Source organism: Streptomyces sp. NPDC005805 (genome assembly GCF_040630445.1).
GTDB lineage: Bacteria > Actinomycetota > Actinomycetes > Streptomycetales > Streptomycetaceae > Streptomyces.
In genome coordinates this window covers 44,614-56,692 of the sequence record NZ_JBEXXN010000044.1, presented here as the reverse complement: position 1 = coordinate 56,692, position 12,079 = coordinate 44,614, and the positions used below count along the sequence as shown (strand labels likewise).

Annotated in this window: 7 protein-coding genes; 3 read left to right on the top strand and 4 right to left on the bottom strand. The window is 74.8% G+C overall.

Annotated features, from left to right (window positions below):
• Positions 1-455 precede the first annotated feature (455 nt).
• On the bottom strand, positions 456-1,022 hold the full coding sequence (locus tag ABZ457_RS22330; RefSeq protein WP_359159823.1) for a MarR family transcriptional regulator: 567 nt from the start codon (positions 1,020-1,022) through the stop codon (positions 456-458).
• 164 nt (positions 1,023-1,186) lie between these two features.
• On the opposite strand from ABZ457_RS22330, the gene ABZ457_RS22325 reads away from it, so the two are divergent.
• On the top strand, positions 1,187-2,461 hold the full coding sequence (locus ABZ457_RS22325) for an MFS transporter (RefSeq protein ID WP_359159821.1): 1,275 nt from the start codon (positions 1,187-1,189) through the stop codon (positions 2,459-2,461).
• 57 nt (positions 2,462-2,518) lie between these two features.
• Here the strand turns inward: ABZ457_RS22325 and ABZ457_RS22320 are convergent, their stop codons facing one another.
• Both ABZ457_RS22320 and ABZ457_RS22315 read right to left on the bottom strand, forming a co-directional pair.
• A complete protein-coding gene (locus tag ABZ457_RS22320) occupies positions 2,519-4,204 on the bottom strand; it encodes a SpoIIE family protein phosphatase (RefSeq protein ID WP_359159818.1) in 1,686 nt (561 codons plus the stop codon).
• Positions 4,205-4,391: 187 nt separating this feature from the next.
• On the bottom strand, positions 4,392-5,897 hold the full coding sequence (locus ABZ457_RS22315) for an NAD(P)/FAD-dependent oxidoreductase (RefSeq protein ID WP_359159816.1): 1,506 nt from the start codon (positions 5,895-5,897) through the stop codon (positions 4,392-4,394).
• A gap of 336 nt (positions 5,898-6,233) precedes the next feature.
• On the opposite strand from ABZ457_RS22315, the gene ABZ457_RS22310 reads away from it, so the two are divergent.
• Both ABZ457_RS22310 and ABZ457_RS22305 read left to right on the top strand, forming a co-directional pair.
• Positions 6,234-7,028: a helix-turn-helix domain-containing protein gene (locus ABZ457_RS22310; RefSeq protein WP_359159815.1), complete on the top strand. Its 795-nt coding sequence runs from the start codon at positions 6,234-6,236 to the stop codon at positions 7,026-7,028.
• 321 nt (positions 7,029-7,349) lie between these two features.
• Complete coding sequence (locus ABZ457_RS22305) at positions 7,350-9,317, top strand: sigma-70 family RNA polymerase sigma factor (protein WP_359159813.1); 1,968 nt, start codon at positions 7,350-7,352, stop codon at positions 9,315-9,317.
• Between the two features lie 201 nt (positions 9,318-9,518).
• Here the strand turns inward: ABZ457_RS22305 and ABZ457_RS22300 are convergent, their stop codons facing one another.
• Entirely contained in the window at positions 9,519-11,681 is a 2,163-nt protein-coding gene (locus ABZ457_RS22300) for an asparagine synthase-related protein (protein ID WP_359159827.1), read from the bottom strand.
• Between the last annotated feature and the right edge of the window lie 398 nt (positions 11,682-12,079).

Below are 12,079 nucleotides of genomic sequence, written 5' to 3'. Positions count from 1 at the left end.
GGCTTTCCTCCGGGCGCTTCCCTTCGGTCTTGCGTTTCCGACTCTATCAGACCGTTTCCCGATCCGATTTCCTCGGTTTCACTCTCCGCTTTCCGACCCTTTCGGCCTTCCGGCGGTTCCGACTCTATCAGACTCTTTCGGGCCTGATTCCCAGTCAGCGGGAGTTGTCTTCCCGGCCGTTGAGCCGTTCCGACGCCCAAACTCTAGCGGATTTCCCGGGCGGCTCATAATCGAGCCATTCGAAATACATTTCGGCATGCCAAAATGCGTCCCGGCTGGGAGATCGTGCTGAGGTTGGCTGCCGCATACGCGGCGAGGATGGCTGCCGAGGAACCGTTCCGGCTCCGTGACAACTCGAAGAACCCTACGGATCGGGAAGCGCCGTGTCAACCCTCCCCCGCCGCGGACCGGCGGGGACTCGCGACCAGGGGTTCACGCCGACTCCGTAGCGGCCGTCAGTCCAGGTCGGTGAGCCGGCCGCCCGCGTCGGGCTGGTCGTGCTCCACCCGTCGCAGCAACCGGGTCAGCAGGTCGCCCAAGAGGGCGCGCTCGTCACCGGCGAGGTCCTGGAGCAGGTCCTCCTCGAAGGTGGAGGCCATCCGCATCGCCTCCAGCCACTTCGTACGGCCGTCGTCCGTCAGCTCGACGATCACGCGGACCCGGTTGTTCTCGTCGCGGTCCCGGGTCACCAGTCCCTCGGCGGCCATCCGGTCGATCCTGTGGGTCATCGCGGCCGGGGTGAGGCCGAGGCGCTTCGCGAGCTCGCCCGGGCCGAGGCGGTACGGGGCGCCGGCGAGGACGAGGGTCTTGAGGACCTCCCACTCCGCGTTGCTGATGCCGAGGTCGGCGAGCTGGCGCCCGTAGGCGACGTTCATGCGCCGGTTCAGCCGGCCGAGGGCGGAGACCACCTTCTCGACCTGGGGGTCGAGGTCACCGTATTCGCGCTGGTAGGCGGCGATCTGCTCGTCGAGGGTCGGCTCCTGCGGTCCGGACAGCGGAGCACCGGGGGTCTCGGTTGGCATGCGGCGAAGTATGGCATGCGCTCATTGGCGTTGAAGTCCTTCGGTGTGTAGAGTTAAGGATCGAATTTTAGTATTGAAGTCTTCAGGGCTGAGTCCTCCGGACCGGGAGGACTCAGCCCGCGATGTCGAAGCGGGTGAGTGTGACCAGGGCGAGGGGCGCAGCGATGCGCCGGATTCAGGCGGGGAACGCGCTGAGCGCGTTCGGGCTCGGCTTCACGGTCCCGTACCTCTACGTCTATGTGGCGCAGGTGCGGGATCTCGGTGTGACCACGGCGGGTGTGGTGCTCGCGGTGTTCGCCATGGCCGCGCTCGTGGTGCTGCCGTTCACCGGACGGGTCGTCGACCGGCGCGGGCCGCTGCCCGTGCTGGTCGCCGCCGCGTTGCTGGCGTCGGTCGGCGCCGCGGGACTGGGTCTGTCGGACACCGTTCCGGCGGCCGTGCTCTCCGCGACGCTGCTCGGCGCCGGTACGGCGGTGATGCAGCCGGCGCTGGCGACCATGATCGTCTGGTGTTCGGACAGCACCACCCGGACCCGGGCCTTCGCCATGCAGTTCTTCCTGCAGAACCTCGGTCTCGGTATCGGCGGGCTGATCGGCGGCCACATCGTCGACGCGAGCCGGCCCTCCAGCTTCCTGCTGCTGTTCGGTATCGAGGCCGTGATGTTCCTGGTCCTCGCCGGGATCGGACTGACCGTCCGGCTGCCCGGCGGCGCCGTCCTCCCCGGGGCGCGTCCGTCCGGGGCCGGCGGCCGCGGCGGGATGCGCGCCCTGCTCGGCCACCGCGCCATGGTGCAACTGCTCATCCTGGGGTTCGTCCTCTTCTTCGCGTGCTACGGCCAGTTCGAGTCGGGGCTCGCCGCCTACGGCACCGAGGCCGCGGGGATCGAGCCCGCGACCCTCGGCACCGCCCTCGCGGCGAACACCGCCGTGATCGTGGCCGCCCAGTTCCTGGTGCTGCGCTTCGTCGAGCGGCGCAGTCGCAGCAAGGTGATCGCGGCCGTCGGGATCATCTGGGCCGTCGCCTGGCTGGCGGCGGGCTGGGCCGGGCTCGGTCAGGGCAGCCAGGCCATGGCCACGGCCGCGTTCATCTCGACGTACGCGCTGTTCGGGCTCGGTGAGGCGATGCTGTCGCCGACCGTCGCGCCGCTGGTCGCGGACCTCGCCCCGGAGGGGATGGTCGGGCAGTACAACTCGGCGTTCGCGCTGGTCAAGCAGCTCGCGCTGGCGATCGGGCCCGCTGTCGGCGGTCCGATGGGCGCCACGCTGCACGGCCCGTACATCGTGACGTTCGTGCTGTTCTCGCTGGCCATCACCGCCCTGGCGCTGCGGATGGGCAAGCGGCTCACGCCCGCGCAGGACCGGCCGTGGCTCGCGGCGAAGTCCCGGGTGGTCGCCGTGCACATGCCCGACGAGAGCGACAGCGTCGCCGCGGCGCGCTAGCAGCGATCGCGGGGTGTCCGGCCCCGATCCGCCGGGCGCCCACCGGGCCGCGACCGGTCAGCGGGGCAGGGCGAACTCGCACCAGACGGCCTTGCCGCCGCCCGGTGTGCGGCGGGACCCCCAGGACGAGGCGATCGTCGCGATGATCGAGATCCCGCGGCCCGCCTCGTCCTCCGTCTCCGCCCTGCGGCGGCGGGGCAGGTGCTCGTCGCCGTCCGTCACCTCGACGATGAGCCGCCGGTCGGTGCGGCGCAGCCGCAGCCGCATCGGCGGGGTGCCGTGCTGGAGGGAGTTCGCGACCAGCTCGCTGACGGCGAGGACCCCGAGGTCGTGCAGCTCGGTCGGGAAGCGCCAGGAGGCCAGCACCCCCGACGCGAAGGCGCGGGCGCGCGGCGCCGCCTCGGTGCCGCCGAGCAGGTCGAGGGCCGCGTTGTGGAACAGCTCCGCGTCCCCGCCGACGCGCGCCGGGTGCTGGAGGACGAGCACGGCCACGTCGTCGTCGTGCTCCGCGGTGACGCCCAGGGAGCGCAGCAGCCGGTCGCAGACCACCTGCGGGGTGCCCGTCGCACCGGACAGGGCGCGCTCCAGGGCCGCCATGCCCTCGTCGATGTCCTCGCGCCGGCGCTCCACCAGGCCGTCCGTGTAGAGGACGGCGGTGGAGCCGGGCGGCAGGGCGATGCTGCCCGAGGTGTGCAGCCAGCCGCCCATGCCGAGCGGCGGGCCGGTCGGCTCCTCGGCGCGGCGGACCGTGCCGTCCTCGTCGCGCACCAGGATCGGCGGATGGCCGGCCGAGGCGTAGACCAGGCGGCCCTCGTTGGGGTCGTGGACCGCGTAGACGCAGGTGGCGATCTGGCTGGCGTCGATCTCCGCCGCCAGGCCGTCGAGGAGTTGCAGCACCTCGTGCGGGGGCAGGTCGAGCCGGGCGTAGGCGCGCACCGCGGTGCGGAGCTGGCCCATCACGGCGGCCGCCCGCACGCCCCGGCCCATCACGTCGCCGATGACGACCGCGGTGCGGCCCGCGCCGAGGGTGATGACGTCGTACCAGTCGCCGCCGACCGCCGCGTCCGTGCCGCCGGGCTGGTAGGTGGCGGCGAAGCGGAGGTCGTCGGGCTGCTCCAACTCCTGCGGCAGCAGGGAACGCTGCAGCGTCACCGCCGTCTCGCGGTGCCGGCGCTCGCTGGCGCGCAGCCGCTCGGCGGCCTCGGCGTGGTCGGTGACGTCGGCGGCGAAGACGAGCACACCGGCCGTCTCCTCGCCGCCGCGCAGCCCGGCGGGCAGGCAGGTGACGGTGTACGAGCCCTCGCCGCGCTTGCCCCGGGCCTCGCTCCCGGCCTGGATCCTGCGGGACTTGACCGTGCGCGGCTTCCCGCTGCGCAGGACCTGCTCCATGAGCGGCAGCAGCCCCAGTTCGGTGAGCTCCGGGCAGCTGTCCGCCGCGGGGGCCCCGGGCGGGCGGGAGCCGAAGGCCGCCGCGTACGCGTCGTTGACGTACACGATGCGGTGGTCGGGGCCGTGCACGAGGGCGACCAGGGCGGGGAGGCTGCCGAGGATCTCCGGCAGGACGAAGTCCTCCAGGGTCAGGAGGGCGTCCGCGGCCTGCTCGGACGGCCGGCCGGCGCCGCCGCGGGCGGCAGGCACGGAGCCCTCGCCCCGCTGCGCCACGGAGTGACCCTGATCCGCCCCTCGGGCTGCGGCGCGGCGCTGCGTACCGGGGAGCATTGCGCTCCAACGCGTGAAGTTCACTGACTTTCAAGCCTCAATGGGGGTGGTTGCCAAGGGTCACTCTGTGCAGGTGTGAGCCCACCTATGGTCACACGTCCAGTGTCCCCGACCGGACTGACAGTCGTCTTTGCGCCGCGTGCCAGGTCGCCTTCGCGTCGCGCGGCGGGGCCGGGGAACCCGCGCGGCGGGCGCGGGCGGGGCCGCCGGGTCAGCGGTCCGGGGAGCCGTCGGCGGACTCGTCCTTGCCGTCGCGCGGCGGGCTCCCGCCGGGCGGGTCGGCCTGTCGGGGTCCCGTCGCGTCGCCGCTGCGTGCTCCGGCGGCGTCCGGGGCGGCGCCGGACCGGCCGGAGCCCGCGGCGAGTTCGAACTCGGCGCGCGGGTGCTCCAGCGAGCCGAGCGAGACGATCTCGCGTTTGAAGAGCCCGGACAGCGTCCACTCGGCGAGGACGCGCGCCTTCCGGTTGAACGTGGGCACGCGGCTCAGATGGTAGGCCCGGTGCATGAACCAGGCCGGATAGCCCTTGATCTTGCGTCCGTAGACATGGGCCACGCCCTTGTGCAGGCCGAGTGAGGCGACGGAGCCGGCGTAGTCGTGGGCGTACTCGGTGAGCGGCCGGCCGCGCAGCGAGGCGACGATGTTCTCCGCGAGGACCTTCGTCTGGCGCACCGCGTGCTGGGCGTTGGGCGCGCAGTACGTGCCCGGCTCGCGGGCGGTGAGGTCGGGGACGGCCGCCGCGTCGCCCGCGGCCCAGGCGTGGTCGGTGCCGTCGACGGTGAGCCGGGCGGTGCAGAGGATGCGGCCGCGCTCGTCGAGCGGCAGGTCGGTGGCGGCCAGGACGGGCGCGGGTTTGACGCCCGCCGTCCAGACCAGGGTCCGGGTGGGGAAGCGCGAGCCGTCGCTGAGGACGGCGACGCGGTCCTCGCAGCTCTCCAGCCGGGTGTCCAGGCGGACGTCGATGTTCCGGGCGCGCAGCTCGCGGATCGCGTAGCGGCCCATCTCCTCGCCGACCTCGGGGAGGATGCGGCCGGCGGCCTCGACGAGGATCCATTTCAGGTCCTCGGGCCGGATGTTGTGGTAGTACCGCGAGGTGTAGCGGGCCATGTCCTCCAGTTCGGCGAGGGCCTCCACGCCCGCGTAGCCGCCGCCGACGAAGACGAAGGTCAGGGCGGCGTCGCGGACGGCCGGGTCGCGGGTGGAGGAGGCGATGTCCATCTGCTCGATGACGTGGTTGCGCAGGCCGATGGCCTCCTCGACCGTCTTGAATCCGATACCGAAGCCCGCGAGGCCGGGCACGGGGAGGGTGCGGGAGACCGAGCCGGGGGCGATGACGAGTTCGTCGTAGCCGAGTTCGACGGCGCCGGTGCCCTCCTCCTCGGTGGCGAGGGTGACGACGGTCGCCACGCGCTTGGCGTGGTCGACGGCCCGGGCCTCGCCGATGACGATGCGGCATCTGCCGAGGACCCGGCGGAGGGGCACCACCACATGGCGGGGGGAGATGGAGCCCGCGGCGGCTTCCGGGAGGAACGGCTGATACGTCATGTACGGGTCGGGAGCGACCACGACGATCTCCGCCTCGCCCCGGTCGAGCTCGGGCTTCAGCTTCCGCTGGAGGCGCAGCGCGGTGTACATCCCGACGTAGCCGCCGCCGACGACGAGAATCCGCGTGCGGGGCGTGGTGCCGGGGGTCGTGTCCCGGGGATTCGCAGCCTTCACCGTCCCATGACGCAACGGGCTCCGGCGTTTGTCCACAGGCCCGGCGAATTGTGTGACCGGAAGGCGTCGGCGGCCGGGCCGGGGGGAGATCCGGGGCATTTCGGAAGGTCCGCAGGTCAGCGGCGAGGAGGGTGCCGGAGGGCGGGGGCGGAATAGGGAGCGATCCGGTCCTTGCTCCGATCGGGGGGCGCTCCGTGCGAAGTACCCCCTTCTGAATTGACTCCGGCTCAACTATGTTCGTAGCCGGTCGGAGTGCCGGGGACTCGGCATGTCCGGTCGGACCAGACCAGGGCGGGGATGTCTCCGGGGGGAGACGACATGACCGGGGGAACTCTCATGCATATTCAGGATTCGCATTGGCAGACCGCCGTCGCGCCGGCTCCGGCCGCCGAGGGCAACGGGAACGGAGGGCCGGGGCCGGCCGCGTTGAGCCGCCCCGCGCCCCTGCGCGTCGACGCCCAGCGCAACCTCGAGCACGTCCTGCGCGCGGCGCGCGAGGTGTTCGGCGAGCTGGGGTACGGCGCCCCGATGGAGGACGTGGCCCGGCGCGCCCGGGTCGGCGTGGGCACGGTCTACCGCCGTTTCCCCAGCAAGGACGTGCTGGTGCGCCGGATAGCCGCGGAGGAGACCGCCCGGCTGACGGAGCAGGCCCGCACCGCGCTCGGGCAGGAGGAGGAGCCGTGGTCGGCCCTCTCCCGGTTCCTGCGGACCTCGGTGGCCTCCGGGGCGGGGCGTCTGCTGCCGCCCCAGGTGCTGCACGTGGGTGTGGACGGCGAGGAGGCGGCGGACGAGACGGCCGAGGCCGGGGCCGTGACGGAGGACGGCCGGGAGGAGCCCCGGGTGCCGCACCAGCGCGCGGGCGCGCCGGGCGGCCTGCGTGTGGTGGCTCCCCGGCCGGTGCCCGCCGAGGAGCAGGACGACGACACCGGAGTGGTGGAACTGCTGGACGTCGTGGGGCAGCTGGTCGCCCGGGCTCGGGCGGCGGGCGAGTTGCGCGGTGATGTGACGGTGGCCGATGTGCTGCTCGTGATAGCCACGGCCGCGCCGTCCCTGCCGGACCCGGCGCAGCAGGAGGCCGCGTCCTCCCGGCTGCTGGACATCCTGCTGGAGGGCCTGCGCCCGCGGGCGTGATCCGGTGCGGCGGCGGTCCGGGCACGTGGTTCGGGTGCTTCGGGCCTGGTTCCGGCGATCCGGGGCGCGCGGCTCCGGTGGGGCGCGGGCCTGGTTCCGGCAGGGCGGGCCGGTCGCGAACGGCGTCCGCGTTGCCGGGGGTTCGCCTTCCGCGGGTGGTTTCCCGGGGATTGGCCCGACATGTCCCGGACACACCTCCGGACGTTTCCACGGGCGTTTCCCCGGACGGGTGGTTGCGGTACTTGGGGGTACGGCGTAGGGCCGCCGTGTGGCACGCTTGCCCGGTAATCCGGGTCTGAAGTGCTTACGGGGGCTTCCGCGATGAGCGGTGACAGTCGGGACGAGTCACACGGCACGGCGGGCGGTCCGGACGCGGTACAGGCGCAGGCGCCGCAGGAGCAGGTGCCCAGCCAGGGCGGGCGTGGCGTTTCGGCCGCGCCCTCCGCCGACGAGGCGCCGGCCACACCACGGCCCGAAGCCCCCGGCGACGAGGGGTACGCGGTCCCGCAGCAGCGCGCCGGCGGCAGCGAGGGCTCCGTGCTGCCGCCGCCCCGGGAACTGCCCGCCTCCGACGGGGACTTGGTCCGGCGGATGCGGGAGGGCGACGACGGCGCCTACGAGGAGCTGTTCCTGCGCCACTCCGAGGCCGTCCGCAGATACGCGCGGACCTGCTGCCGCGACAAGGACACCGCCGACGACCTGACCGCCGAGGTGTTCGCGAGGACCCTCCAGGCGGTACGCGGCGGAGCGGGCCCCGCGCACGCGGTGCGGGCGTATCTGCTGACCACGGTCCGCCATGTCGCCGCGGCGTGGACGAAGACCGCGAAGCGGGAGCAACTGGTCGAGGACTTCGCGGTGTTCGCCGCGGAGGCCGTCCGCGGCGGGGACACCGCGGGGGGCGACACCCTCGACGTGGGCGCCGACGTCCGCGCGATGCACGACGCCGAGCAGTCCCTCGCCATGCAGGCGTTCCGTTCGCTGCCGGAGCGCTGGCAGGCCGTCCTGTGGCACACGACCGTGGAGGAGGAGTCCCCGAGTGACGTCGCCCCGCTCTTCGGGCTGACGGCGAACGCGACGGCGGTCCTCGCGAGCAGGGCGCGGGAGGGCCTCAAGCAGGCGTATCTCCAGGCGCATGTGAGCACCTCGCTCACGGCGGGCGGGGACTGCGCCCGGTACGCGGACCGGCTCGGCGCGTACGCGCGCGGCGGGCTGCGCATGCGGGCGGAGCGCGGGCTGCGCAAGCACCTGGACGAGTGCACCCGCTGCCGGCTCGCCGCGGGTGAACTGGCCCATGTGAACGCGGGCATTCCGGCGCTGCTGCCGATCGCGGTCATCGGCTGGTTCGCCGCCGGGTACTCGCTCAAGGCGGCCGGTGTCGTGGCGGGAGGCGCCGCCGGAGCGGCCGGTGCCGGGGCGGCTGCCGCCGCCACCGGCGGCAGCGCGGGCGGTGCGGCCGGGGGCGCCGCCTCGGAGGGCCTCGGCGCGCCGGCCAAGGCCGGTATCGCGGCGACCGTCGCCGTGGCGGCGGCCGCCGGGCTGGTGTGGGCGCTCGCGGGCGACCCGGCGCCGGAGCCCCGGCCGGAGGCGAAGCCGCCGGCGGCGATGCCCGTCGCGCCCGACGCTCCGCCCGAGCCCGACCCGGAGCCCGAGGCACCGGAGCCGCCCGCGCCCGCACCGGCGGAGCGGCCGAGCCCGAGCCCCGAGCCCCGTCCGACCCCCACACCCACCCCGACGCCCAGCGCCGAACCGGCACCGACGCCCACGCCGACCCCGTCCCCCGCCCCGCCGAAGCCCACGCCCACCCCGACGCCCCGGCCGCCGTCCCCCTCGCCGTCCCCGCCGCCCGCACCGGCGCCGCAGGTCTACCAGGTCAGCCGGCTGGAGTACGGGCTGCTCGGCGACCACACCGGCCCGGAGGTCCGCCTCGGCGAGAGCAGCTGGCTGTGGCAGCGCTCCGGTCTGTCGATCGGCGGGGAGCGGTACGGCCACGGCGCGACGGTGAACGGCCGGTCCTCGGTCGTCATCGACCTCAACCGGCAGTGCTCCTCCTACGAGGCGCTCGTCGGGGTGGACGACCTGACCCTCGGCAACCGCGCGGTGCGGTTCTCCGTCTACGCGGACGGCGTCCGCCTCTGGCGCTCGGCGCCCCTGTCCCGGGGCGACGCCGCGGTCCCGGTGCGCGTTCCCCTGGAGGGGCGTTCCACCCTCCGCCTCGTCGTCGAGCCCGAGGGCCTGGGCGGCCTCGGGGTGCTGGCGGACTGGGCGCGCTCGCAGATCAGCTGCCGTTGAGGGTCCGGGCCGGCCACCCCTGAGGACCCGGGTGCCGTAAGGCGCGGGCCCCGGCAAGCCCAAGGCCCGCGCGCCCAACGCGCCCCCGGACCCGGACCCGGCGAACCCACCGGACCCGGCAAGCCCACCGCGCCCGCGCCACCGCCCGAGCCCCGCGCGCCCACCGCCCCCGGACCGCGCGCGCCCGCGCCCGGGCACCGTTCAGGAGCGCAGCGTCGGCCGTTTCGGGACGCCGCCCGCCACCGCGCGGCGGCGGGGCGCGGCCGTGCCCGTCCAGCAGGTGCCGCGGCGGGAGAGGAGCCTGCGGAGCCACAGTTCCGTGGAGACCAGGTCCGCCAGCCCGTCCAGTGCCACCGGTTCGCCCTCCGAGGCCGCCCGCAGCGCCCGGCGGACGACCCGGGCCTCGACCAGGCCCGCGTCCGCCAGCAGGGGCGCGTCGAAGAGGGCGATCAGATGGGGGAGGGCCACCCGCAGCCCGGTCCGGGCCGTCGTCACCGCCGTGTGCGAGGCGTGGGCGCTGGTCCCCCAGCCCGGCGGCAGGTCGTGGATGCCCGCCCCCGCCAGCACGGTGCGCAGCACCTCCGCCCGCGCCCCCGGTTGCACCCGCAGGGACTCCGGCAGGGCTCGGCTCGCGCGCACCACCTGGTTGTCCAGGAACGGGGCGTGCAGCCGCTGGCTGCGGACCTCGGCGGCCTGCTCCAGGATCCGGTGGTCCGCCGCGTACCGGGCGAGAGCCGCGCGGGCCCGGGCCTCACCGGGCCGCAGAACGGTGACCGGCCGGGTCGCCGCCTCCGCCAGGCGAACCGATACTTCAGCCAGTGCCTCACCCGTCAGCCAGCGCGCCGCGGGCCCCGGCCGGGCCCAGTTCAGGGCTGCCAGCGACGCCCCGACCGCGCCGTTGAGCCCCACGGTCCCGATGCGGTTGGCGGTCAGCACCCGCTCGGCCGCCGTCTCCAGACCGGCCCGGTAGGGCGTGCGGGCCAGCCGCCGCGCCGCCCGGTAGACGGTCAGCGGCACGAAGAGCGACCCCGGCGAGGAGCCGTCCGCCCGTGCCAGCGCGGTCACCGGCCGCAGCAGCGGCCGTCTGCGCCGGTCCAGCAGCAGATCGGCCAGGCGCGCCGGATGCGCGTCCAGCACCTGCCGGGCCCCGGCCCCCGTGAGGTGGTCGGCGCTACCCGCCGCGAGCCGGCTGCGGTGGCGTTCCGCCGTGACCAGCGAGGGCGCGGGCTCGTCGGTCAGCGGACCGGTGTCCAGGCCCGCGTACGGCAGGGCCTCCTCCCCGGCCGCGACCACGACATGGTGCAGACGGGGGTTGGCGGCGATGGCGCGGGCCCGTTCCAGTTCCGGTTCGCGGGTCTCGTGGCCGCCGGTGGCCAGGTCGTTGAAGGTGACGGCGACCAGCCGCTCGCCCGCGCCCGTGCCGTGGCCGAGGACCGTCCCGGGCACGCCCGGCAGACCGGCGGCGAGCAGGGCCAGGGTGCTGGAGGCGCTGCCGCCGGAGAGGTCGGCCCCGATCCCGGGCGCGGGCGCGCCCCGGGCGGCCCGCCGTTCCGCCGGCCCCATACCGGGGACCGGACCGGGGTCGGGCGGCATCGTCTCCGGCGCGTGGCGGGGCGCGGTGAGCCGGGCGCGCACCGCCTCCACCAGGGCGTCGCGCACCCCGTCCACCGCCTGCGCCGGGTCGGTCTGCGGCCCGGCGACGGCCAGCGAGGAGAGCTGTTCGTAACCGGTGATCTCCCGGGACCCCTCCCGCAGGATCAGGGCGTGCCCCGGCGGGATGCGCTTGACCCCGGCGTACGGGGTGGAGTCGCGCAGGGCCTCCGGTGTCTCGGGGCAGGCCAGCAGCGCCGCCAGGTGCCCGATGTCGAGCTGCGCCTCGATGAGGTCGGCGAGCGGCAGGGCGGCCGTGGCGTACGCGGTGCCGCCGGCCCAGGGGGTGTGGAACACCGGCCGGGCGCCCGCGAGATCGCCGACGACGGTGATGCGCCGGCCGATCTGGACGACGACCGTGTAGCTGCCCGGCCACGCCGTCAGATGCCTCAGCGCGCCCCCGCGCGCCGCGAACAGGCCCACCCGCAGCTCCTCGTCGCTGGCCGCGCAGCAGCCGAGGACGGCGAGCCGGGTGACGGCGGGCGGGTTCGCGCCACCGCCCGGGACGGGCCGGACGGCGGGTTCGGCGGAGACGATGCGCACCTCGTCGGGGCGCCAGTCGCCGACCGCCCACAGCGGATCGGGGTCGCCCCACAGGAGTTGGGCTCCGACGGGCTGGAGGGTGAGGCCCTCGTCGTCACCGGGGAGGTCCGGAACGGCGCCTGCCGTCCCGAAGTGCGCGGCGATACTGCTCCACCCCACCAGCCACCGCATCCCCGCCTCCACCGTGTTCCCGAAGCCGTTCGGGGACATGCTGCCACGAAGGAGGCGCGCGGGCTCGGGCCGCGGCGGTGCGCGCGGCAAGTGAACACATGCCGGACAGCGGCGACTTCACGCCGCCCGGGTGGCCGGAAGGAGCGCTCCGGGGTCGGGGCGGTGGCTCCCGGAAGCGATTCGCGACCGTCGATTATCAGCCATTCTCGGATGCCGGGATTGAGATCAACTGCCGTGCCGGGAGGCTCAGTTCACCTCCCGGCCCGGTCCGCCGTCCGCGGGGAAATGAGACGGCGGTATCCCCCAGCCCACTGGTTCCCGTACACAGTGGGCCGACCCACGCAGCACCCATGGAAGCGCTCCCGCCGGCCCGCGGCGAGAGCGCACGCACGGGCGCA